The 19736-nt window shown below is 55.7% G+C and carries 21 protein-coding genes and 1 tRNA gene; 7 read left to right on the top strand and 15 right to left on the bottom strand.

The genetic code is table 11. From position 1 onward, the window contains the following. Positions 1–81: 81 nt before the first annotated feature. The 3 genes from ACRZ96_RS02510 to ACRZ96_RS02500 all read left to right on the top strand — a co-directional run bounded on the left by ACRZ96_RS02510 (position 82) and on the right by ACRZ96_RS02500 (position 2842). The gene (locus ACRZ96_RS02510; RefSeq protein ID WP_480771447.1) at positions 82–1092 is read left to right on the top strand and encodes a branched-chain amino acid ABC transporter permease; all 1011 of its coding nucleotides are present in this window, start codon (positions 82–84) and stop codon (positions 1090–1092) included. Next, positions 1089–2402 carry a branched-chain amino acid ABC transporter permease gene (locus ACRZ96_RS02505; RefSeq protein ID WP_170421678.1) on the top strand — a complete coding sequence of 438 codons (1314 nt, stop codon included), beginning with the start codon at positions 1089–1091 and terminating at the stop codon, positions 2400–2402. Before ACRZ96_RS02510 ends, ACRZ96_RS02505 begins: the two co-directional genes overlap by 4 nt. Positions 2403–2629: 227 nt before the next feature. Continuing rightward, entirely contained in the window at positions 2630–2842 is a 213-nt protein-coding gene (locus ACRZ96_RS02500; RefSeq protein ID WP_480438555.1) for a hypothetical protein, read from the top strand. Positions 2843–2887: 45 nt separating this feature from the next. Here ACRZ96_RS02500 and ACRZ96_RS02495 read toward each other — a convergent pair whose 3' ends face one another. Beyond that, the gene (locus tag ACRZ96_RS02495) at positions 2888–4435 is read right to left on the bottom strand and encodes a helicase HerA-like domain-containing protein (RefSeq protein ID WP_170636120.1); all 1548 of its coding nucleotides are present in this window, start codon (positions 4433–4435) and stop codon (positions 2888–2890) included. Between the two features lie 441 nt (positions 4436–4876). Between ACRZ96_RS02495 and ACRZ96_RS02490 the strand changes: the two genes are divergently transcribed. Beyond that, complete coding sequence (locus ACRZ96_RS02490) at positions 4877–5476, top strand: invasion associated locus B family protein (protein WP_480704861.1); 600 nt, start codon at positions 4877–4879, stop codon at positions 5474–5476. Between the two features lie 52 nt (positions 5477–5528). On the opposite strand, the gene ACRZ96_RS02485 is transcribed toward ACRZ96_RS02490, so the two are convergent. Genes ACRZ96_RS02485 through ACRZ96_RS02470 form a run of 4 tightly spaced genes read right to left on the bottom strand, consistent with a single transcriptional unit; the run spans position 5529 to position 9763 of the window. After that, a complete protein-coding gene (locus ACRZ96_RS02485; protein WP_480771448.1) occupies positions 5529–6737 on the bottom strand; it encodes a beta-ketoacyl-[acyl-carrier-protein] synthase family protein in 1209 nt (402 codons plus the stop codon). Positions 6738–6745: 8 nt separating this feature from the next. Continuing rightward, positions 6746–7003 (bottom strand): acyl carrier protein, encoded by a 258-nt coding sequence (locus tag ACRZ96_RS02480; RefSeq protein WP_170393043.1) that lies wholly within the window; start codon positions 7001–7003, stop codon positions 6746–6748. Between the two features lie 32 nt (positions 7004–7035). Next, on the bottom strand, positions 7036–8127 hold the full coding sequence (lpxD, locus tag ACRZ96_RS02475; RefSeq protein WP_480814206.1) for a UDP-3-O-(3-hydroxymyristoyl)glucosamine N-acyltransferase: 1092 nt from the start codon (positions 8125–8127) through the stop codon (positions 7036–7038). A 34-nt stretch (positions 8128–8161) separates the two neighbouring features. Beyond that, on the bottom strand, positions 8162–9763 hold the full coding sequence (locus ACRZ96_RS02470) for a L,D-transpeptidase family protein (RefSeq protein ID WP_480704864.1): 1602 nt from the start codon (positions 9761–9763) through the stop codon (positions 8162–8164). A 345-nt stretch (positions 9764–10108) separates the two neighbouring features. Here ACRZ96_RS02470 and mepK point away from each other — a divergent pair, with 345 nt between their 5' ends. Beyond that, positions 10109–10678 carry a peptidoglycan L,D-endopeptidase MepK gene (gene mepK / locus ACRZ96_RS02465; RefSeq protein WP_170393040.1) on the top strand — a complete coding sequence of 190 codons (570 nt, stop codon included), beginning with the start codon at positions 10109–10111 and terminating at the stop codon, positions 10676–10678. A 129-nt stretch (positions 10679–10807) separates the two neighbouring features. Here the strand turns inward: mepK and ACRZ96_RS02460 are convergent. The 10 genes from ACRZ96_RS02460 to iscR all read right to left on the bottom strand — a co-directional run bounded on the left by ACRZ96_RS02460 (position 10808) and on the right by iscR (position 18608). Beyond that, positions 10808–10884, bottom strand: a tRNA-Arg gene (locus ACRZ96_RS02460). 56 nt (positions 10885–10940) lie between these two features. Beyond that, complete coding sequence (locus ACRZ96_RS02455) at positions 10941–12161, bottom strand: cysteine desulfurase (protein WP_480771451.1); 1221 nt, start codon at positions 12159–12161, stop codon at positions 10941–10943. Positions 12162–12174: 13 nt separating this feature from the next. Further along, positions 12175–12741, bottom strand: a complete 567-nt coding sequence (locus ACRZ96_RS02450) for a Yip1 family protein (RefSeq protein ID WP_170510265.1) — start codon at positions 12739–12741, stop codon at positions 12175–12177. Further along, positions 12738–13223, bottom strand: a complete 486-nt coding sequence (locus ACRZ96_RS02445) for a YIP1 family protein (protein ID WP_170393037.1) — start codon at positions 13221–13223, stop codon at positions 12738–12740. Before ACRZ96_RS02445 ends, ACRZ96_RS02450 begins: the two co-directional genes overlap by 4 nt. Beyond that, complete coding sequence (sufD, locus tag ACRZ96_RS02440) at positions 13223–14503, bottom strand: Fe-S cluster assembly protein SufD (protein ID WP_170393036.1); 1281 nt, start codon at positions 14501–14503, stop codon at positions 13223–13225. Before sufD ends, ACRZ96_RS02445 begins: the two co-directional genes overlap by 1 nt. After that, the gene (sufC, locus tag ACRZ96_RS02435; protein WP_170393035.1) at positions 14503–15258 is read right to left on the bottom strand and encodes a Fe-S cluster assembly ATPase SufC; all 756 of its coding nucleotides are present in this window, start codon (positions 15256–15258) and stop codon (positions 14503–14505) included. The genes sufD and sufC overlap by 1 nt, the downstream gene beginning before the upstream one ends. 51 nt (positions 15259–15309) lie before the next feature. Next, positions 15310–15513 (bottom strand): hypothetical protein, encoded by a 204-nt coding sequence (locus tag ACRZ96_RS02430; RefSeq protein WP_170405842.1) that lies wholly within the window; start codon positions 15511–15513, stop codon positions 15310–15312. Continuing rightward, positions 15513–17033, bottom strand: a complete 1521-nt coding sequence (sufB, locus tag ACRZ96_RS02425; RefSeq protein WP_480814205.1) for a Fe-S cluster assembly protein SufB — start codon at positions 17031–17033, stop codon at positions 15513–15515. The genes ACRZ96_RS02430 and sufB overlap by 1 nt, the downstream gene beginning before the upstream one ends. Before the next feature lie 18 nt (positions 17034–17051). Beyond that, positions 17052–18095 carry a cysteine desulfurase family protein gene (locus tag ACRZ96_RS02420; RefSeq protein ID WP_480704868.1) on the bottom strand — a complete coding sequence of 348 codons (1044 nt, stop codon included), beginning with the start codon at positions 18093–18095 and terminating at the stop codon, positions 17052–17054. Between the two features lie 54 nt (positions 18096–18149). Continuing rightward, entirely contained in the window at positions 18150–18608 is a 459-nt protein-coding gene (iscR, locus tag ACRZ96_RS02415; protein WP_170393031.1) for a Fe-S cluster assembly transcriptional regulator IscR, read from the bottom strand. 178 nt (positions 18609–18786) lie between these two features. On the opposite strand from iscR, the gene ACRZ96_RS02410 reads away from it, so the two are divergent. Continuing rightward, positions 18787–19440, top strand: coding sequence for an alpha/beta hydrolase (locus tag ACRZ96_RS02410; protein WP_008758207.1), 654 nt, complete (start codon positions 18787–18789; stop codon positions 19438–19440). After that, positions 19440–19685: a hypothetical protein gene (locus tag ACRZ96_RS02405; protein WP_170393030.1), complete on the top strand. Its 246-nt coding sequence runs from the start codon at positions 19440–19442 to the stop codon at positions 19683–19685. The genes ACRZ96_RS02410 and ACRZ96_RS02405 overlap by 1 nt, the downstream gene beginning before the upstream one ends. The last annotated feature ends 51 nt before the right edge of the window (positions 19686–19736 follow it).

Genomic DNA, 19736 nt, shown 5'->3' with positions numbered 1-19736 from the left:
AGTGACAGCTACTCTCGTGTTTGATCACTCTGAAATCAGGTCGAAAAGACGTACGAACTTGGAAAATGAGGTAACGAACTAATGGACTTCCTCAACGCCCTTGTGGCGCTCTCCAACTTCGTTCTTGTTCCCGCAATCGCCTATGGCAGCCAGTTGGCGCTGGGCGCTTTGGGGGTGACGCTGATCTACGGCATCCTGCGGTTTTCGAACTTTGCCCATGGCGATACGATGGCCTTTGGCGCGATGATCGCCGTGCTGGTCACATGGGGTCTGCAGGCCGCTGGGGTCAGCTTCGGGCCGTTACCGACCGCTCTGCTGGCCCTGCCCTTTGCCATTCTGGGCTGTATCGTTCTGGTGCTGATCACCGACCGGTTGGTCTATCGGTTCTATCGGGAACAGAAGGCCAAACCGGTCATTCTGGTGATCGTCTCGATGGGCGTGATGTTCATCATGAACGGGCTGGTTCGTTTCATCATCGGTCCGGATGACCAAAGGTTCTCGGACGGAGCGCGTTTCATCGTCTCGGCGCGAGATTTCAAGGCGATGACTGGGCTGCGTGAAGGGCTGGCTATCAAGACCTCCCAGGGCATCACGGTGATCGTGGCGGTTGTCGCCGTGGCGCTGTTGTTCTGGTTCCTGAACAAAACGCGCACCGGCAAATCAATGCGGGCCTATTCTGACAATGAGGATCTTGCGTTGCTGTCCGGTATCAACCCCGAGCGCGTGGTGATGATCACATGGATCATCGTTGCCGCGCTGGCGACCACTGCGGGCGTGCTTTACGGCCTCGACAAAAGCTTCAAGCCATTTGTCTATTTCCAGCTTTTGCTGCCGATTTTCGCCGCGGCTATCGTGGGTGGCCTCGGAAACCCTCTGGGAGCTATCGCGGGCGGTTTCATCATCGCGTTTTCTGAGGTGACGATCACCTACGCGTGGAAGAAAGTGCTGACTTATCTGGCACCTGAAAATCTGGAGCCGTCAGGTTTGGTGCAGTTCCTGTCCACCGATTACAAATTCGCTGTCAGCTTTGCCATTTTGCTGATCGTACTTCTGTTTAAGCCAACCGGCTTGTTCAAAGGAAAAGTGATATGAGCGAGCCCGTCAAAAACACGCTGCTTTTTGTGGTCGTCGGCGCACTCATCCTGTTGACCGGATTCACCCAAAGCTGGAACGCCGCAATCCTGATCCTGAACATGGGCTTGATCTCGGCCATCATGTCGATTGGCGTGAATCTGCAATGGGGCTTTGCTGGCCTCTTCAACGTTGGTGTCATGGGCTTTGTCGCGCTGGGCGGGCTGGCGGTTGTGCTGGTCTCGACACCCCCAACCCCCGGCGCCTGGTCTGGTGGCGGGTATGGCGTCATCCTGTCGCTTTTGATGGGTGCGGCAACCGTGGTTGCAGCTGTGATGGTGGCCCAAAAAATGCCCAAGGGACGCACACAAACCTTTGCAATCATCGGTATTCTGGTCGTAGGTTTTTTTGTTTACCGCGCAATTTTTGATCCCAACGTAGCTGCGATCGAAGCGATTGATCCTGCTGTCGCTGGTAATATCGGCGGTTTGAACCTTCCTGTCCTATTCGCTTGGCCTGCCGGGGGACTTTTGGCGGCGGGCGCAGCATGGCTGATCGGAAAAACAGCGCTGGGCCTGCGCTCGGACTATTTGGCAATCGCCACACTTGGTATCGCCGAGATCATCATCGCCGTCATGAAAAACGAGGACTGGCTGGCACGTGGGGTCAAGAACGTCTACGGCATTCCACGCCCCTCACCGGTGGTTGGCTACGAAGTTGAATTGCAGCAAGACCCAACTTTCCTTGCAAGGGCCGAGTGGTTCGGGCTGGATCCGGTTACTGCCTCGACGCTTTCCGTCAAGCTAGGCTACTCTTTGCTGTTCCTGATCGTGCTCCTGGTGCTGCTGTGGATGGCTCAGATGGCGTTGAAAAGCCCTTGGGGCCGCATGATGCGCGCCATCCGCGACAACGAGGTTGCCGCCGAGGCGATGGGCAAGGATGTCACCCGCCGCCATCTACAGATCTTCGTGCTGGGCTCGGCCATCTGCGGCATCGCCGGTGCGATGATGACCACTTTGGACGGGCAGCTGACGCCGGGCACTTACAACCCGCTCCGCTTTACCTTCCTTGTCTGGGTCATGGTGATCGTCGGCGGGTCGGGCAACAATTTCGGAGCCGTACTGGGAGCGTTCCTGATCTGGTTCCTGTGGGTTCAGGTTGAACCCATGGGCCTGTGGCTGATGAACCTGATAACCTCAGGCATGCCTGACGGCAGCGCACTTAAGACGCATCTGATCGATAGCGCCGCACATATGCGCCTGTTCACCATGGGACTGATTCTTTTGATTGTTCTCAGATTCAGTCCAAGAGGGTTGATCCCCGAGAAATAAGCAAAATTTCTTGCGAAATTCCCCTAACGCACCGTTAATCGGTGCGTTTTATTGTGCGGCGAGTCAGAACGCTCTAAATCGGTGTATCGTGATCCACCACATCGCGCTGTGCCCCATACCATGTTTGTTTGGTGCGGAGTTGTAACGATCTGACAGTTAACCAAGATGAGAGCACCGTAGTCGCAATGATTAAACCACTCAGAGTTTTCGCAATCGGGATCCCGCTGATGGCAACGCTATCAGCGTGTATTCCCTCACCCGAACAATTGGAGACCACCCCGGTCAAGGTCCAGACGCCCAAAGGTGTTGTGACCTGTCAGCTTTACCGCCAGGACCGCGTCACCTGGGACCGCGCAATCGATTTTCCGGCCACCAAAATGTCGGTGCCCGAGGCGGATAATTATTGCAGACAGGAAGGCCTGCGCCGGCTTAATCGATAACAATATGGGCGCGCGACTGGTTCGGCGCGCGCCGCACTCCGGATTCTAGCGATTGCGGAACAAGCCGCCCAGTATGCCCCTGACGATGCGGCGGCCAGTTGTTCCTTTCAGCTCTTTGATCACGGCCTCGCTCATGGCTGTGGCGAAGGTATCCTTTTTGCGCGAAAGACGAGAAGACGATCGCCCAACGCGATTGCCCGAATACCTTCGGGCCGAGGCGTATTCGCGTTCTGCCGGGCTCTGCTGTTCCAGAACTTCGTCGGATTCCGCCTGTTCCGCCGCATTCGCAGCGGCATCCGCGCGCGCCTGCAGAATCTCAAACGCCGATTTGCGGTCGATACGCTTGCCGTATTTTGCATCCATCGGCGAAGCTTTGATCACCGACTGACGCTCAGCTTTGGTAATCGGACCAAGTTGAGAGCCCGGTGGCCGGATCAAAGTGCGCTCGACCACGCCCGGAACACCTTTCTTTTGCAACATCGAGGTCACGGCCTCGCCCACGCCCACCTCTCGGATTGCGGTCTCAGTATCGAAAGCTGGGTTTTCACGATAGGTCTCAGCAGCAAGTCGCAGATTCTTGCGGTCGCGCGCTGTGAAGGCCCGCAGCGCATGTTGGACCCGGTTGCCCAGCTGACCCAAAATATCTTCCGGGATGTCTGCCGGATTCTGCGAGATGAAATAAACGCCAACGCCCTTTGATCGGATCAGGCGCGCCACCTGCTCGACCTTGTCCACCAGCACCTTGGGGGCGTCCTCGAACAGCAAGTGCGCTTCGTCAAAGAAGAACACCAGCTTCGGTTTTTCAGGGTCCCCCACTTCGGGCAGTTCTTCAAACAATTCACTAAGCAGCCACAACAGGAAAGTCGCGTATAGGCGCGGAGAGCCCATCAGCTTGTCAGAGGCCAGAATGTTCACCATCCCCTGCCCGTTCGCATCTGTCCGCATCAGGTCGGCCAGGTCCAACGCAGGCTCGCCAAACAGATTGGTACCGCCCTGGTTTTCCAGAACCAGCAAGCGGCGTTGAATAGCACCGATCGAAGATGTCGAGACATTGCCATAGCGCAGCGATAGTTGGGCGCGATTCTCGCCTATCCAGACCAGCAATGCCTGCAGGTCTTTCAAGTCGAGCAGCGGCATGCCTTCTTCGTCTGCGACCCGAAAGGCGATGTTCAGAATGCCTTCCTGCGCCTCGCTCAGCTCCATCAGTCGCGATAGTAGCAGTGGGCCCATCTCGGTCACTGTGGTCCGGACCGGATGCCCCTGCTCGCCAAACAGATCCCAGAACGTGACTGGACACGCGGCGTAAGAGAATGTGCCGAACCCGATCTTCGCGGCCCGATCCAAAAAAGCCTGGTGTAATTTGTGGGTTTCGCTTCCAGGCAGCGCCAGCCCCGACAAGTCCCCTTTCACATCGGCCAGAAACACTGGAACCCCTGCCTGTGAGAAGCCTTCAGCCAGAATTTGCAGCGTAACCGTTTTGCCCGTACCGGTCGCACCAGCAATCAGGCCATGGCGGTTCGCATATTTCAGCGACAGCCCCTGTGCCACTGAATAGCTGTCGCCACCACCGCCTACGAAGATCTTGTTGTCCATTGAAAATCTGTCCCGAATTCTACCGATCTGCTGCAAGCATACAAAGTTAACCTTTCGCTGCGAGAGTAAATGTTGCTTCTCGTGGCCTGGCTGCGGTGGCAAACTTCCTCCCTGTCGACTGGCCGTGCCTTTGGGCACGGCTTTTTTTTAAATTCTACGAAAACCGAAAGACGCAAGAATAGTTTTTTAGGGTTAGGAGTTGACCAACGGGTTCCCCTTTCGTAACGTCTGCGCATAACTAAGTCGGCCAGTCCGACGGGGAGAAAATATTCAGGAAGGGAGCCGCTCCACCGGCTCCCTTTTTCGTTGCAGATCGCGGTGTTTCCCACGCATTTCGGCAAAAAACGATCAATTCACGGTCTGGAATTCGGATTTACCCTGACACCACTGAATTGCGGTGATAGAGGAAACAAAAAACTGGATCAGTTAGATGAGGCATTCATGATCAGGAAACTTGTCCCTTTTAATGTGGCGGCCGCAGCACTGTTGTGCGGAACAGTATTTGCGCAGGAAACCACACAGCAACCTGAAGCCGGTGCTGAAGCCGAAGTTGGCAGCGATCTGGATCTGGGTGAATCCGGTCCCCGTGTTGGCGAGCAATACGTCAAAGAACAAACGGGTGAATGGAATATTTCCTGCATCAAAACCGAAGGCGAAGACGATCCCTGCGCGATGGTTCAGATCCTCAATAACCAACAGGGTGATCCGATTGCCGAAGTTTCGATCGGAAAACTGCCCGAAGGCGGTGCCGCTGTTGCTTGGGCGAATGTTGTTGTACCGCTCGAAACCCTGCTGCAGGCGCAATTGGCTATGTCGATCGATGGGGCACCGCGCAAGCTTTACAATTATCACCACTGCATTCCGGTTGGCTGCGTGGCGCAACTGGGTTTGACTCAGGGTGATATCGACGCGATGAAATCAGGCCAAAAGGCGGTGCTGTCGCTGGTTCCTGCGCGCCTGCCAGATCAGGTTCTGAATATGGACATGTCTTTGTCTGGCTTCACAGCAGGCTTTGACGGGCTGAATGTTTCCATAAACTAAGCCCCGCAAAAACATCGAATAAGAAAGCCGCCGTGATAACACGGCGGTTTCTTCATATACGCTTCAACGCGAGAACGGCATTCAGCCCACCAAAGGCGAAAGCATTGCTAAGGGCGACATTAACTTTCGCCTCACGCGACTCGTTTGGCACCACATCCAGCGCGCATTCGGGGTCGGGCTCTTCATAGCCAATGGTCGGGGCGATCACCCCGTCGCGCAGGGCCATGATACAGGCTAATAGCTCAACTGCGCCGGTACCGCCGATCAGGTGTCCGTGCATGGACTTTGTTGACGAAATCATCAGATCGTCGGCGTGCGGACCAAACACACCAGCAACGGCTGCACATTCGGTTTTGTCATTTGCAGCCGTGCCGGTCCCATGGGCATTTATGTAACCCACATCGCTTGCATTCAGCCGTGCATCCGATAACGCCCCGGCCATGGCCCGTGCTGCCCCTTGTTTGCTGGGCATAACTATGTCGGCCGCGTCCGAGGACATGGCAAAGCCCACGACCTCGCACAGGATATCTGCTCCGCGCGCGCGCGCGTGATCGTATTCTTCGAACACAAAAACACCCGCACCTTCGCCTTGCACCATCCCGTTTCGGTTTGCGCTAAAGGGCCGACAGGCATCTTTTGACATGACGCGAAGCCCTTCCCATGCCTTGACGCCCCCAAAGCACAGCATCGACTCCGAGCCACCGGTCACCATTGCGGGCGCTGCCCCGCTGCGCACCATCTGAAATGCCTGCGCCATCGCATGGTTCGAAGACGCACACGCTGTTGATACTGTAAAGCTAGGGCCTTTGAGGTTGTGCTCCATCGAAACGTGGCTGGCCGCCGCATTGTTCATCAGCTTGGGCACGACAAAAGGATGCACGCGATTTTTACCATCCTCGTAAACCGAGCGGTAGTTGTCATCCCAGGTGGAGACGCCACCACCGGCCGTTCCCAGCACCACCCCCGACCGCGCGGCTGTGTCACCCGAGAATACGATACCGGATTGATCGATCGCTTCTTTAGCGGCGGTTAACGTGAACTGCGTGAACCGATCATACAGCGTCATCTGTTGGCGGTTGAAACGGCCCTCGGCCTCAAAACCCCGGACTTGACCGCCGATCTTGATCGACAGGCGATCCACATCACGAAACTCAAGCTCGGAGATACCACAACGACCCTCGCGCATGGCTTCCAGAGTGTCGGGGACGGAATGGCCCAACGCGTTAATGGTGCCAGCACCCGTAATGACGACGCGTTTCATACCGGCGGTCAGACCTTTTCAGACACGAGTTTTTCGATACCCGCAATGATCGCTGTCACATTCGAAATGTCGAAATCGCCGGATGTGGGCTCGTTTGCGTTGAAGGGCACGGTGATATCGAACTCTTCCTCGATGGCAAAGATACTCTCAACAAGACCCAGGCTATCGATGCCCAATTCTTCGAGCGTACTGTCGGGCGTCACATCCGAAGGCTCAAGCACGGCCTGTTCGGCAATGATTGCTATGACGCGGTCGCTGATGCTCATCTCGATCCCCTGATTTTCGCCTTGGGGATGATTTAATCACTTGAAGGCTGTTTGAAAACAGCCTTTTTCAACGCCTCGACGTCGCGCGACAATCGGGGCAGACGACGTTGGGCTTTATATATCTCGGTATGGCTTTCCATTTTAATGCCCGGGTAGCCCATGATCACGCGCCCAGCAGGAACATTTGACAGAATCTTGGTGCCGCCACCGGCAATCACGCCATCACCGATGAAAATATTATCGACAACACCAGTCTGACCACCCAGTACTACGTTATTACCAATCTCGACCGAACCAGAAACGCCGGTTTGCCCACATAACAAACAATCCTGCCCGACTCGGGTGTTGTGTCCCACGTGGACAAGATTATCCAGTTTCGATCCACTTCCGATTACAGTATTGCGTATGGTCCCGTTGTCGACAGTGCAGTTCGAGCCGACCTCGACGTCATCGCCAATCTCGACCGCACCCAGCGAATGGATGCGCAACCAGCTTTGCGCCTTTGCACCCCCCTGATCACCCAGAGTTTTCCTCGCATTTTCGGCACCCGAGACTTCTGGTGTGACATAGCTGAAACCGTCCCCGCCGATACGGGCACCCGGCTGCGCGATAAAGCGATCACCGATTTGAGCCCGCGCACCGATGCTGACCATTTCGCGCAGCAGAGCGTTTTCACCAAGCGACGCATCCATACCGATCACGCAATGCGCGCCGATAACCGAACCCGCGCCGACGCGCGCGCGCGCACCGATAACAGCAAGCGGGCCGACCGATACGTCGCCCCCGATCTCGGCGGTTTCATCAATGACAGCCGATGGATGAATTCCCGGCGCAATCCCCTGCCCGCGATCCAGCATCGCGGTGATCCCTGCCATCGCCATGCGGGGGCGTTGCACAAAAATGGCGGCCTCAAGCCCCAGTGCTTTCCAGTCCGCGCCATCCCACAAAACCGCGGCCCGTGCTGAACCGGTCCCCAAAGCTTCAGCATATTTTGGCGACATCGCCATGGCCAGATCGGTTGGCCCGGCATCTCCCGGCTCGGCTGCCCGCAAGATGGTCAGGCCAGTCTGGCCTTCTGCGACGACCCCCAGGGAATCGGCGATTTGTTGAACGGTAAACTGCATGTCGGGCGTCCTCGTGGCGGGATTTGCCTCGTGATTACCCTTGAACGTCCGGCAGGACCACCCCTGCCTTTTGCAGCGCTTCCCAGATCTTGCGATCCCGGTCATACACGTCGCGGCGATACTGCACCTCGCCTTTGGGGCCAATATAGGCCGTGCGATAAATCAGATGCACCGGAATTTTTTTATCCAGTTCAACCTTCGTTTCTTTGCCCGTGTTCAGCACGCGGTGGAAAAACGCCTTTGGATCCTCTTCCTGCTTGGCCAGCAGCTTATAGGCAAACTCGAACGGTTGCGCCAAACGGATGCATCCATGAGAGAATGCCCGAACCTCGCGTGCGAACAGAGATTTCTGAGGCGTATCATGCAGATAGATGTTGTACTTATTAGGGAACATGAACTTCACCAGCCCAAGTGCGTTGCTTTTGCTCGGGGGCTGACGCATGGAAAACGGGAAATTACGCGCAGTGAACTGGGTAAAGTCAACCGCTCCACGATTTACCTGACGGCCACGGCGGTCGGTGATCTGGATATGGCCGACAGCATTTGGATTGGCCCGTAATTGCGGCAGATATTCCTTCGTGATGATCGAGCGTGGCACATACCAACTTGGGTTGATCACCATATGCTCCATCTCATCCGAGAACTCTGGGCTACGGCGATCATGTGTGTTTTTGCCGATCACGGCACGAGTCTCAAACGTGACCTGCCCGTCATCGACGATCTTGGCAGAAAAATCGGCCAGATTCACCAGAATATGCCGCTCACCACGGTCTTTGGGTAACCAGCGCTCCCGTTCAAGCGCAACGTAAACAGCTTTCAAGCGGTCTGAAACTGGGCGATTGATCTCGGAAATAGTGCCTTTGCCAGCTACGCCATCCGCCTCAAGACCATGAGCAGCCTGAAAGGATTGCACCGCCGCAAACAGCGCATCATCATAGTTTGGGCTGGCAGTAGGCTTCAGATAACCCATCGCGACAAGTCGATTGCGCAGCCTGATGACACTGTTCCCTGTGTCCCCAAGCTCAAGCTTGGAGACAGGAACGGTCTCGCCCCAGCCACCTTGTGTCATCAACGCTTCCAGCGCCTTCTTCTGTTTCAACAGCGCAAGATACTGGCGCGATTGAGGCATCATATCCCTGAAATAGGTATCACCCTGGCTGGAAACGAGCAGTTCAAGATGCTCTGCGGCGCTGTGTCGTTCCACCGCCCGCACTAGGCCGGGATCAATCTGCGAAGGCGTTACAGAACCGGAATGCAAGTCTCTGGCATATTTGACAAAAACCCGAGTCAGCTCGGCCTCGAGCACGCCCAGATCACGGGTGTTGCGCGCGTCCTGCATCTTTGTCTTCAAAGTCTGGACGTCGTAACGTGCCCCAGGCAATCCATGCAGATCGGTCGTCGAAAGCGCTTCGATCAGGGCTTTGCGTCGTGCAGAATGTTCGGGCGTATCGCCAACCCAAACCGGATCAAACCCGTTTGTGCGATAAAACTCAGCAATAGCCGGGCTGTTGGACACACTTTCCGCAACGGCCAATTGAAACGCTGTGCCATCCGTCCCCGCCTGCGCGACTGAGGCCGAAGCCACAAGGAAAGCGGCGATAAAAACACTTGAACGAGCACGGGTAACAAATGACATAGGATGGCCCTGTTTCTTCAATGACTTGTCACGCCCTATAAGCGGCGTCTGAAAATAATGTTTTGCTGAGCGCCTGATGTCTATTCACAAATTCATCACCAGACCGCTTCTTTGACCCCTGGTGCGCGTTTGCATCGCCGACGCGCGAACTGCGCCAAAAGCAAGCATACTTGCATCAGTTGCGCAAAAAACTGCCGAAATTTCCCCCTTGATTTGACTGCGACCAAAGATTTCTTGGCTGTTGAATCCTACTGTGCCATAAATCCCGCATCTGGGATGGGAAAAAATTAATACGGCGCGCGTAACATCGTGTGCAGGCAGGAACAGTACGGGACGAAACAAAAAATGACCAAGAGCAGTACCTCGGGCCTGACCCGGCGTGCCCTATTGGGCGCATTCGCCGCAACAGCAGTTGTTGCAGCCCCCACATATTCCAACGCAGCAGGTTTCCTTCGCGGCGGAGGTGATATTCGCCGTATCCGCATGTATTCCGGCCGTACCGGTGAACGTATCGATATGGTCTATTGGGTTGATGGCAAATACATCAAAGACGCGGTGAAAGAGGTCAATCACTTCATGCGCGACTGGCGCAGCGATCAAGTCAAGTCAGTGGACCTGAGGACCATCGACATCATGGCGGCCACCCACAATCTTCTGGATGTCAGCGAACCCTACATGCTGTTGTCCGGTTACCGCTCGCCGCAAACCAACGCAATGCTGCGCCGCCGCTCGCGGGGTGTTGCCAAGAATTCGCTTCATATGAAGGGTCAGGCTGCTGATCTGCGACTGTCATCACGCTCTGTCTCGCAAATGGGCAAAGCAGCGATGGCCTGCCGTGCCGGTGGCGTTGGACAGTATTATCGTTCGAATTTCGTTCACATGGATTGCGGTGTCATCCGCTCGTGGCGCGGCTAATCGAGCATTTCATCTTTCGCTTTTGCACAACCCCCATCAGATAGTTCTGGCGGGGGTTTTGTTTTGCCTGGAAAGAACAGGTTCGTGCACCGTCAGTTCTGCGTAATATGACGACTAGCAAGGGTGAAATGGCGCACCTGAGAGGATTCGAACCTCTGGCCTCTGCCTTCGGAGGGCAGCGCTCTATCCAGCTGAGCTACAGGTGCCTTGGCCGTTAGCTACCCTCGTTCCAATCCGGGTGCAACTGCAAATCCGCAGTACGTCAGGCAAACAGATCGTGGGCAAGCTCCAACGCATCGATCAGGGTGTCGACCTCATCCGTCGTGTTATAAAGCCCAAAGCTGGCACGACAGGTAGCAGTGACCCCCAAATGGTCCATCAGCGGCCCGGCGCAATGGTGCCCTGCGCGCACTGCGACACCCTTTTTGTCCAGAATGGTAGAAACATCATGGGCATGCCCTGCCCCATCCAGAGTAAAGCTGAATATCGCGGCTTTGTTCGCTGTGGTGCCTTGAACCTGCAGCCAGTTCAATCCATTCAACCGTTGCATCGCATAGTCGCGCAAGCCGGCCTCATGCGATGCAATGCTCTCCATGCCAAGGTCCATCATATAGTCAAGCGCCACACCCAACCCGATGGTCTGCACGATGCCGGGGGTTCCGGCCTCGAACTTCATTGGTGGATCGTTGTAGATCACCTGATCCTTTGAAACCTCTTTGATCATGTCACCGCCACCTATAAAGGGGCGCATTTCAGCCATGCGGTCCGATTTGATAAAAATTGCGCCAGAACCGGATGGGCCGTACAGTTTATGACCCGTGATGGCATAGAAGTCACATCCGATGTCATCGACATTGACGGGCATATGAACCGCGCCCTGGCTGCCATCCACCAGAACCGGAACGCCTTTGACGTGGGCGGCTTGCGTGATTGCTTTGACATCAACCACAGAGCCCAGCACGTTCGAGCACTGGGTCACCGCAACCAGCTTTGTCTTGGGGCCAATGGCGTCGATTACCGCCTGAGGGTCAAGATGGCCGGTCGCATCGATGTCGATCCATTTCAGCACCACGCCCTGCCGTTCGCGCAGGAAGTGCCACGGCACGATGTTGGCGTGATGTTCCATCACGCTGAGGACAATCTCGTCCCCCGCCTGCAGGCGTGGCATTGCCCAACCGTAGGCGACCAAATTGATTCCCTCGGTCGTACCCGAATTCAGGACAATCTCATTCTCGTTTGATACGCCCAGAAACCGCGCAACCGTGCCACGGACGGCCTCATATTTCTCGGTCGCGAGATTTGACAGATAGTGAAGCCCTCGATGCACGTTCGAATATTCGTGCGCATAGGCCTGCGTGATCGCGTCGATCACTACCTGGGGTTTCTGCGCGGAGGCCCCGTTGTCTAGATAAGTCAGCGGCTTTCCGTTGACCTGACGTGACAGGATCGGAAAATCTGCGCGGATTTTTTGTACGTCATACATAGACAGGACTTCCCTATACAGACCCGGCGGGGATCAGCCAAAGAACAAACGGGACGGCCACAAGACCAGAGATCAGGATCACCACAAACGATTTTCCCAACGACTGAAATCGATGCGCCTCGTTGAGAAAATGCAAGGTGATGTAAAGGCTAAGACCCAGCATCGCCAGACTGGCCGGTAAGAATAGAAACGGCAGCGCTGCAACCAGCGCTAGAATGATTGCTTGCCCCGCAATTTGCAGGATTTGCAACCAGACAATCAGCGTCATGAAGTCATTGAACGTTCCCGTTCCACCCAAGACGCGGCCCACTAATAGGAACGTCACGACGCTGATCATGATTGCCGCGACGGAAACAAAAAGCGTCCTCGATAGTGGCTCAGCCAGTTGCTGAACATCCGGACTGATAAGCGGCAGGACGAAGCTGGACGCAGACTGGACCAGAGCGTTCAGGATCACCGCGAGAGAGAAGGCGAGCCACAGTACATCCGTACCCAGCCGCAACGCGAGCAATCGTCTTGCGGCTTCGGCTGGATTGGACAGGGTCAGAACGACCAGGTTGAGCAGTGCGGTGGAATTCATTTAGCAGCCTTTTGCGATTGCTTGAGGCCCGACAACCAGAACCAGAGAAAAACCGCAACCCATAACAGCCCCACAAGTGTTTGCGCTGACCCGGGGCCGATGAAACCGGACACCAGCCCATTCAGCAACACCAAAGGCGCTGACGCGAGAAGCGCCCAGAACAAGGCTAGCCGCGCACCATAGCTGGTGCCAACGCCCCCCATCATTCGCGCGATGAAATGGGTGAGCCAAGCAAGAAGATAAAAGCACAATGGCAGAATAAAGACCGAGCCCAACAGGGCCCCGCCCATCAGCATGTTCAGCTCTATTCCTTCCAGATGAGCTCTCCGTGCAAGGCCGGGCAATTGTGCGATAAAGCCTATTACACAGAACGCCATCACAAACGCCAATGCGCGATCTTCGCGCGGCCCCATATCAAGCAGCCGACGCACCACACGCCCCGGTCCGCGATACGTGGCCACGATATCGGTTGTGACAGGCATCAGCGTCGGCGTGCCAGCCAATCTTGCAATCGGGACACGATATCAGCTGCCAGATCCTCGTCCTCGATTTCATCGACGGCTTCAGCCAGGAAGGCCAGTGTCAACATGTCGGTTGCTTCCGCAGTTGGTACTCCACGCGAGCGCAGGTAGAACAAAGCCGTTTCATCAATGGCGCCCGAGGTCGAACCATGCGAACACGCAACGTCATCGGCGTAAATCTCGAGCTCGGGCTTTGCGAGGAACTGACTGTCATCGTCCAGAAGCAGCGACTGGCTGATCTGGTAACCGTCGGTTTTCTGAGCACCTTCCTTCACCAAGATCTTGCCCTGAAAAACACCCGTCGCACCGTTGCGAAGCACCTTCTTGAACACTTGGCGGCTCTCGCAATTCACCGCATCATGGGTGACAAAGACCGTGTCATCATGGAGAAAATCACCGTCTCCAACACACGCACCCGCCACGTGCGCGACCGCATCATCACCCGTCAGTTCGACGACTTGCTCGTTTCGCGTTAAAACTCCGTTCACGGTCAGCGTGAAGGATTTATAGACGGATTCTTTGCCAAGCCGCGAGAACATATGAGTCGCCGCACGGCGTTGATGATCCCTGCCCTGCGCACGGATATGATGCAATGTGCCATTGTCGGCGATATCGATCTCCATACATTTGTTGAAGCGCGAAGCTGCGGGTCCGTTTTCAAGGATCGTGACTTCGGCACCGCTTTCAACCCGAACGACGTGATGCAGGATCGCATCCGACGTTTCAGATTCATGGCGATAAATCAGGTTAATCGGTTTGCTCGGCTTGCCGGATACATGAATGGCAACTCCATCTGACGCATAGGCCGTGTTCAGCGCCGCCAAGGGACGCGCCACTGGATCTTGGCCTTTTGCTTCAAGAACGCCGTATAACTCTTTGGCCCAATGGATATCTTTGCAACAGATATCTTCCAGCCGATCGATCGTTACACCCTCCAGAGACAGATCATCAGACTCTTCCGGGCTGAATACGCCATCAATGAAAACGATCTTCAGTCGGTCGAGCGCGTGGAACAGAGCCGGTTCATCCGTTTTGAACAAAGCAGCACTGGGAGCTTCCGCAGAGACCAGAGTGTCTGGACGGGTATATTTCCAGTATTCATCTCGACGACTGGGCAAACCCATCGCGCGTACACGTGCAATTGCGGCTTCGCGCGCTTTGCGTGTGCATCCCGCATCCGGCATGGTCAGCGCTGCCAGCCGTTCCTCGGTCGCCGTTTGTTTCGCTTGGGGTAATGCCATCAGTTCACCTCGGCCAGGATGTCGGCATAGCCGTTGTTTTCCACTTCCAGCGCGAGTTCGGGGCCACCGGATTTCACGATACGACCATCCGCCATGATGTGAACCACGTCAGGTTTGATGTGATCGAGAAGCCGCTGATAGTGCGTGATAACAAGGAAACCCCGCCCTTCATCGCGCAGGGCGTTCACTCCCTCGGCCACCAGCTTCATCGCGTCCACGTCAAGGCCCGAGTCTGTCTCATCCAGGATGCACATCTTCGGCTCAAGCATCGCCATTTGCAGGATTTCGTTGCGCTTTTTCTCACCACCCGAAAAGCCAACATTGACCGGACGTTTCAACATTTCAGCGTCGATTTTCAGCGCCTTGGCCTTGGCACGAACCTCTTTCAAAAAATCCGTCGCCGATAGCTCTTCCTCGCCACGTGCTTTGCGCTGCGCATTCACGGCGGTGCGCAGGAAGGTCATGTTGCCCACACCGGGAATCTCGACCGGGTACTGGAACGCCAGAAACACACCTGCGGCTGCACGTTCTTCCGGTTCCATTTCAAGCAGATCCTCGCCATCAAGCGTCGCGCCGCCCTCGGTCACCTCATAGCCATCACGACCAGACAACACGTAGCTGAGCGTTGATTTGCCCGAGCCATTGGGCCCCATGATCGCATGCACCTTGCCAGGCTCGACCGTCAGGTCGACCCCTTTCAGAATTTGCTTGTCTTCTTCCTCAAGTTTGACGTGCAGGTTATTGATTTCCAGCATTTTCTGTCCTTTAGCATCTCGCAAGGGGCGCATTGCGACCCCGATAAGTTCTTATCCCAGCACCTTGCGGATCACGCGGGCGATGATCCATCCAAGCAACGCGCCTGCGCCCACTGCCCAAACCGGGTTTATGAAGTCCATGTACTTGGTATTGACGTAAGCAACCCCCAACAGGCCGCCGAGCACCGGCAACGCATAGCCAAGCACGGTCAGGACATCGTCCTTTCGGATTCGCTGTTGGGGTTTTGGTGTCATCAGCCGACTGATCCCTCAAGGCTGATTGCCACAAGCTGTTGCGCTTCCATCGCAAATTCCATCGGCAGCGCCTGCAGAACGTCCTTGCAGAACCCGTTGACGACCAAGGCCACGGCTTCTTCCTCGTCCATGCCACGCTGACGGCAATAGAACAGCTGATCGTCATCCACTTTTGATGTCGTCGCCTCGTGCTCGACCCGAGATGAGTTGTTCTTCACCTCGATATACGGAACCGTATGCGCCCCGCATTTGTCGCCAATAAGCAAGCTGTCGCACTGCGTATAGTTGCGGCTATCCTTGGCCTTTGGATGCATCGACACCAGACCACGATAGGTGTTCTGCGCCTTACCGGCACTGATCCCTTTCGATACGATCCGCGACTTGGTGTTCTTGCCCAGATGAACCATCTTGGTGCCGGTGTCGGCCTGCTGCATGTTGTTCGTGATCGCGATCGAGTAGAACTCACCCTGGCTATCGTCGCCACGCAGGATGCAGGACGGGTATTTCCAGGTTACGGCTGAGCCGGTTTCGACCTGCGTCCACATCACCTTGGAGCGATCACCCCGACAATCGGCGCGCTTGGTCACGAAATTGTAGATCCCGCCTTTGCCATTCTCATCCCCGGGGAACCAGTTCTGAACGGTCGAGTATTTCACCTCGGCATCTTCTTCGACGATGATCTCGACAACCGCCGCGTGCAACTGAGCGGTGTCGCGCTGGGGCGCCGTGCAGCCTTCCAGATACGAGACGTAAGAGCCCTTGTCGGCGATGATCAGCGTGCGCTCAAACTGGCCGGTATTTTCTGCATTGATGCGGAAATATGTGCTCAGTTCCATCGGGCAGCGCACGCCAGGCGGGACGTAGACGAATGAACCATCCGAGAATACAGCTGAGTTCAGCGTGGCATAGAAATTGTCCGAGACCGGTACGACCGTCCCTAGGTATTTCTTGACCAGTTCCGGATACTCTTTGATCGCCTCGGAAATCGAGCAGAAGATAACGCCGGCTTTCTTCAACTCTTCCTGAAAAGTCGTCCCGACCGAAACCGAGTCAAATACTGCATCAACAGCAACCTTACGGCCTTCTGCCGGTGCATTCTCAGCGCCCTCGACACCTGCCAGGATCATCTGTTCTTTCAAAGGGATACCCAGCTTTTCGTAAGTCGCCAGAAGTTTGGGATCGACCTCATCAAGAGATTTGGGTTTATCTTCCATCGATTTCGGACGGGCATAATAATACTGGTCCTGAAAGTCGATCGGCGGGTAGTGCACCATCGCCCATTTAGGCTCTTCCATCTGGGTCCAGCGCTCGAACGCGGCCAGACGCCATTCGGTCATCCACTCAGGTTCATCATTTTTGTCCGAGATCAGACGAACGATATCGGGATTCACGCCTTTTGGCGCATACTCCATCTCGATATCAGTTTCCCAGCCGTATTTATAAGTGCTGACCTCGCGAACCGCGTCTACGGTTTCCTGATCGACACCCTCTTTCACCTGGGTCTGGTCCAAAGCGGCCATAATTCACCCTCCGTCAGATCACGCGGCCCGCGCGCGATGCTTTTTCTCTTTTTCAAGCCACGTTTCCGCGAAACGCAGCACATCTTCTTCTGCCGTCTCTGGCCCCAGCGATACGCGGATTGCGCTGGAGGCGGTCATCTCATCAAATCCCATGGCCGTCAGTACGGCGCTTGCACGAACCTTGCCGCTGGAACAGGCCGAGCCTGCGCTGACCGCAAATCCCGACAAATCCATCTGCATGACCTGGGTCTCACCCTTCCAGCCTGGTGTGGCGAAGCACAGAGTGTTGGGGAGTCGCCCTTGGTCTTTCCCGACAAAAATAGTAGCTTTCGTACCAGCCTCAAGAGCGTTTTCTAGAATATTTCTAAGTTCTGCAACGTTTTCCCAAACGCCATTTGCTAAATCACGGGACGCGGCTTCAGTTGCTGCTCCGAACCCCGCAATTCCGGTGACATTTTCTGTACCCGAGCGACGCCCCATCTCCTGCCCGCCGCCCTTGATTTGCGCAGCAAGATCGGTGCCGCGCTTCATCACCAACGCCCCGATCCCTTTTGGCCCGCCAAGTTTGTGGGCTGAAATCAGCGCCATCTCAGCCCCCAGCCAGTTGAAGGCTATCGGCAACTTACCAAAAGCCTGAGTCGCGTCAGTGACCGCAAGACCGGCAGGCAAAGACTGAACAATCCCGGTTTCCGAATTGGCCAGTTGCAGCGTGGATCGGGACGCCTCCAGAACGTCAACGTGCCCACTCTGGGCCACAGGCAAAACCTCATCAATCCAGGCCCTTACCGCGTCATGTTCAATCGTTGCGCCTTGAAGATCGCGCCCCGCCATGGCCAAAGCCGCTGCCTCCGTCGCGCCGGATGTAAACACGATGTCGGCACCATCGGCCCCAAACGCTGTTGCGATTTGAGCCCGCGCTTTCTCGACCACCGCTTTTGCGGCGCGCCCTTCGGCATGGACCGAGGACGGATTGCCCACCAAATCCATCGCCGCGATCATTGCATCGCGGGCCTCGGGCCTCAGAGCGGCGGTTGCGTTATGGTCGAGATAAACCCGTTTCATAGATGTATCTTTTCCAAGATGGGTTTTGACGGAACACAGAAACACGTCATCAGATCAATCGTCCACGACTGCGAACAAGCTGGGAACAGCAGGACACGGTGCAAGATCATTCCGGATTACATCCGACAGCCGCGTTTGATGCAGGAATACGTAAACATTCGCGCTCAGGCTTTCCCACAACCGATTGGTCAGTGACTGCGCCCGGCTGCCCGAAGACGCGCCCGAGGCACCTGCCCCCTTGTGCATCGCATCCACCGTCTCATCAACCGCGGCCAGTATCTCGACCACACGGATTTCCGAGGCAGGTCGCGCCAGGCGATAGCCCCCACCCGGTCCGCGTACTGAACTGACCAGATCAGCTCGGCGCAGTTTCACGAAAAGCTGCTCCAAATACGGCAGTGAAATATCCTGACGTTCGGAAATCTCGCCCAACGTGACGAGTTTGTCCGAGGACTGAAGGGCGATATCCGCCAGCGCAACCATCGCATAGCGGCCTTTGGTCGACAGCTTCATTTTGTTTCCTTCAGGCAAGAACTGCGCGAAAACATTGACGTCGCCCGAGCCAGTGCGTATCTCCCACTGACAGCGTTTTCACGCGACACAATGTAATTAGAACCGTTCTAAGGTACCTGAGGATTACCGTCAAGATAATCTCGGGGCCGACGCGTCAAAAAACAGGACCAAAGCACACATGCCCGAGGTGATTTTTCCCGGACCCGAAGGCCGCCTGGAAGGCCGCTACCACCCGCAAAAGGAAAAAGACGCACCGATCGCTATCGTGCTTCACCCGCATCCACAATTTGGCGGGACCATGAACAACAAGGTGGTCTATAACCTGCATTACGCCTTTTACAACATGGGCTTCACGGTTCTGCGTTTTAACTTTCGCGGCGTTGGTCGCAGCCAGGGCGAGTATGACCAGGGTGTAGGTGAGCTGAGCGATGCAGCATCAGCGCTGGATTACCTTCAGTCGATGAACAACAACTCCAAGCATTGCTGGGTCGCTGGGTTCTCGTTCGGTGCATGGATCGGAATGCAGCTTCTGATGCGCCGCCCCGAGATCACTGGCTTCATCAGTGTATCGCCGCCCGCAAACATGTACGACTTTTCGTTCCTGGCACCCTGCCCGTCTTCTGGCTTGATCATCAACGGATTGGCGGACCGTGTCGCGCCACCTGCAGACACTGCGTCTCTGGTCGGAAAGCTGCATGAACAAAAGGGTATCACCATCACCCATAATGAGGTGGAAGGTGCCGATCACTTCTTCCAAGACCGCCACATGGACACGCTGATGACAGATGTGACGGATTACGTGAAACGCCGCCTGACAGAGAATACGCGCTGATGTCCGATACCATCACTACCCTCGCCGCCAGATTGGCCGAGGACACGATGAAGGTTATGGACGAGACGGGCGAGGATCGATTCTTTGTGGAGGTTGGAGACGTTCTCGGTGCAGCCTCGCAATCTCTGGAAGAAGCGTTCTTGACCGAAATCCGGGTTAGGCTGGCGGAACGTAAGGCACGGCAATTCGTGGTGAAAAGACTGTCTGAACATCGATCCAAGCTGAAAGCGATCGAAAAGCAGTAAAGATTGCTTAGCGTCTGAAGAAAAGAAAAGGAGCCCGAAAGCTCCTTTTCG

It is taken from the genome of Ruegeria sp. CF1, from assembly GCF_056537445.1.
The sequence above is the reverse complement of the archived record's forward strand: the minus strand, read 5'-3'. Positions and strand labels throughout refer to the sequence as shown.

Excerpts from the sequence above, each read along its gene's own strand:
- ACRZ96_RS02510 (WP_480771447.1), top strand. The coding sequence starts at position 82 with ATGGACTTCCTCAACGCCCTTGTGGCGCTCTCCAACTTCGTTCTTGTT.
- ACRZ96_RS02455 (WP_480771451.1), bottom strand. The coding sequence starts at position 12,161 with ATGTATGACGTACAAAAAATCCGCGCAGATTTTCCGATCCTGTCACGT.
- ACRZ96_RS02490 (WP_480704861.1), top strand. The coding sequence starts at position 4,877 with ATGATCAGGAAACTTGTCCCTTTTAATGTGGCGGCCGCAGCACTGTTG.
- ACRZ96_RS02405 (WP_170393030.1), top strand. The coding sequence starts at position 19,440 with ATGTCCGATACCATCACTACCCTCGCCGCCAGATTGGCCGAGGACACG.
- ACRZ96_RS02420 (WP_480704868.1), bottom strand. The coding sequence starts at position 18,095 with ATGAAACGGGTTTATCTCGACCATAACGCAACCGCCGCTCTGAGGCCC.
- ACRZ96_RS02495 (WP_170636120.1), bottom strand. The coding sequence starts at position 4,435 with ATGGACAACAAGATCTTCGTAGGCGGTGGTGGCGACAGCTATTCAGTG.
- ACRZ96_RS02470 (WP_480704864.1), bottom strand. The coding sequence starts at position 9,763 with ATGTCATTTGTTACCCGTGCTCGTTCAAGTGTTTTTATCGCCGCTTTC.
- iscR (WP_170393031.1), bottom strand. The coding sequence starts at position 18,608 with ATGAAGCTGTCGACCAAAGGCCGCTATGCGATGGTTGCGCTGGCGGAT.
- mepK (WP_170393040.1), top strand. The coding sequence starts at position 10,109 with ATGACCAAGAGCAGTACCTCGGGCCTGACCCGGCGTGCCCTATTGGGC.
- sufB (WP_480814205.1), bottom strand. The coding sequence starts at position 17,033 with ATGGCCGCTTTGGACCAGACCCAGGTGAAAGAGGGTGTCGATCAGGAA.
- ACRZ96_RS02445 (WP_170393037.1), bottom strand. The coding sequence starts at position 13,223 with ATGCCTGTCACAACCGATATCGTGGCCACGTATCGCGGACCGGGGCGT.
- sufC (WP_170393035.1), bottom strand. The coding sequence starts at position 15,258 with ATGCTGGAAATCAATAACCTGCACGTCAAACTTGAGGAAGAAGACAAG.
- sufD (WP_170393036.1), bottom strand. The coding sequence starts at position 14,503 with ATGGCATTACCCCAAGCGAAACAAACGGCGACCGAGGAACGGCTGGCA.
- lpxD (WP_480814206.1), bottom strand. The coding sequence starts at position 8,127 with ATGCAGTTTACCGTTCAACAAATCGCCGATTCCCTGGGGGTCGTCGCA.
- ACRZ96_RS02500 (WP_480438555.1), top strand. The coding sequence starts at position 2,630 with ATGGCAACGCTATCAGCGTGTATTCCCTCACCCGAACAATTGGAGACC.
- ACRZ96_RS02505 (WP_170421678.1), top strand. The coding sequence starts at position 1,089 with ATGAGCGAGCCCGTCAAAAACACGCTGCTTTTTGTGGTCGTCGGCGCA.
- ACRZ96_RS02410 (WP_008758207.1), top strand. The coding sequence starts at position 18,787 with ATGCCCGAGGTGATTTTTCCCGGACCCGAAGGCCGCCTGGAAGGCCGC.
- ACRZ96_RS02430 (WP_170405842.1), bottom strand. The coding sequence starts at position 15,513 with ATGACACCAAAACCCCAACAGCGAATCCGAAAGGACGATGTCCTGACC.
- ACRZ96_RS02480 (WP_170393043.1), bottom strand. The coding sequence starts at position 7,003 with ATGAGCATCAGCGACCGCGTCATAGCAATCATTGCCGAACAGGCCGTG.
- ACRZ96_RS02485 (WP_480771448.1), bottom strand. The coding sequence starts at position 6,737 with ATGAAACGCGTCGTCATTACGGGTGCTGGCACCATTAACGCGTTGGGC.
- ACRZ96_RS02450 (WP_170510265.1), bottom strand. The coding sequence starts at position 12,741 with ATGAATTCCACCGCACTGCTCAACCTGGTCGTTCTGACCCTGTCCAAT.